This is a genomic window from Mycobacterium simulans (assembly GCF_900232995.1).
In the GTDB taxonomy this organism is placed as follows: Bacteria; Actinomycetota; Actinomycetes; order Mycobacteriales; family Mycobacteriaceae; genus Mycobacterium; species Mycobacterium simulans.
Window position 1 is genome coordinate 1 of sequence record NZ_OCVX01000067.1, and the last position, 1542, is coordinate 1542.

2 protein-coding genes are annotated in these 1542 nt (G+C 65.0%); both read right to left on the reverse strand.

Annotated features, from left to right (window positions below; all coding sequences use genetic code 11):
- A partial coding sequence (locus MSIMFI_RS27180) for an RNA-guided endonuclease InsQ/TnpB family protein (protein ID WP_224770489.1) occupies positions 1 to 1028 on the reverse strand: 1028 nt, incomplete at its 3' end.
- Positions 1025 to 1450 carry an IS200/IS605 family transposase gene (tnpA, locus tag MSIMFI_RS27185; protein WP_191500021.1) on the reverse strand — a complete coding sequence of 142 codons (426 nt, stop codon included), beginning with the start codon at positions 1448 to 1450 and terminating at the stop codon, positions 1025 to 1027. The genes MSIMFI_RS27180 and tnpA, both read right to left, overlap by 4 nt.
- Positions 1451 to 1542: the final 92 nt, after the last annotated feature.

Here is a 1542-nt window from a genome sequence, read left to right on the forward strand (position 1 = left end):
GTGTGCCGGGGGTCGACCTCGATCCAGATACGCCCAGCATCTCCCGCTTTGGCGCGCAGAATCAAAACGAAGCCCCCCCAGCCCGCGTCCCCAATACTGCGTGAAAGCCCGGCCTTCGCCCGGGCGCCGTTGGGCAAAAACTGCCCCGAATTATCCTCATCGACGACGGGCTTGGCCCGCCGCATCATATTGGCGATCTTGAGATCCTCCACCACCAACAGGTCATATCCCGCGATGAGCTTGCGGGCCTGTTTGTGGTGAAAGTCCTTACGCTGGTTGGCGATCTTGCGATGACACGCAGCGACAGTCTCCCGACGCTGCTGGCGGTTGTTCGACCCGCGCTTTGTTCGGCCCAGCCGCTGCTGCGCCGCCGCCAGCTTGTCCGCCGCTGCGCGGCCCCCGCGCGGGTTGTCGACGTGCTCACCGTCACTGGTGGTGGCGAAACTCGCGATGCCGACATCGATCCCAACTTGGCGGCCGGTGACCGGCAGTGGATTGGTTGGCACGTCGTCGCACGACAGCACCAGCATCCAGCGCCGGCCTTGGCGTTTGATCTGGATAGTCTTGACCCGGCCCGCCACCTGGCGGTGCAGCTCCACCTTGACCTGGCCGATGCCCTGTAAATACACCCGCTTCGTATCCGGCAGCCAGCGAGCGCCGTCACCGTCTTTAGGCCACTCCACACTGTCAACCCGCGCCTTGCCCTTAACCCGCGGATAGCCCGGCCTCACGCCGGGCTTGTCCGTCTTGACTCGGCGGAAGAATCCGCCGAACGCCTTATTGAGCCTACGCAGCGTGGCCTGTTGACTGGAAAACGACCACACCGCCACATCCGGGCGCGCCGACCGGATGTCGGTCAACTGCGCGGATTGATCCCCGTAGTTGATGCGGGTCTTGCTGTGCGCCCACGCATCCCGGCGTTCCTGTAACGCGGCGTTGTACAACTCGCGGTGGCAGTCCACGCACGCCGCCAACGCGATGTGCTGCCGGGCCGTCGGGCGCAGCCGAAACACGTACGCCCGCCTCATGAGACCAGCACCGCATCCCACTGATGCTCGATATAACGGCGAACCGCCGACTCCGACACGTAGCCAACCGAAACGGCGAAATACCACGGCGACCACAACACCTTCGCGCGGCTTACTAGGTACGGAAATTCTTGGCGCAGTACTCGCGCGGTGCGGCCCGTAAACGCTCGCACGACCGCCGCTGGCGCGTCAGCCGGCCCGACCCTCACGAACAGGTGCACGTGATCAACCATCACCTCCTTGGCCACGATCTGCCAGCCGTGCTCGTCAGCAATCTCCTCCACCAGCTCCCCACAGCGGGCCGCTACGCGCCCACCCAGAATCCGGCGCCGACACGTCGGACACCACACCAGATGCAACCCCAACCACGACACTCCTCCCCGAGTACGGCAAAACCGGCGCTGCGACACACCACGCACCATATGCAACGACACCGACAACTACCGGATGCGACGCTGTTCGCCTGGCCGGATTCCCCCGGCGGCTAAAGCCGCCGGTCCCCCCCGGCCGCAAC

Excerpts from the sequence above, each read along its gene's own strand:
- tnpA (WP_191500021.1), bottom strand. The coding sequence starts at position 1,450 with ATGGTGCGTGGTGTGTCGCAGCGCCGGTTTTGCCGTACTCGGGGAGGA.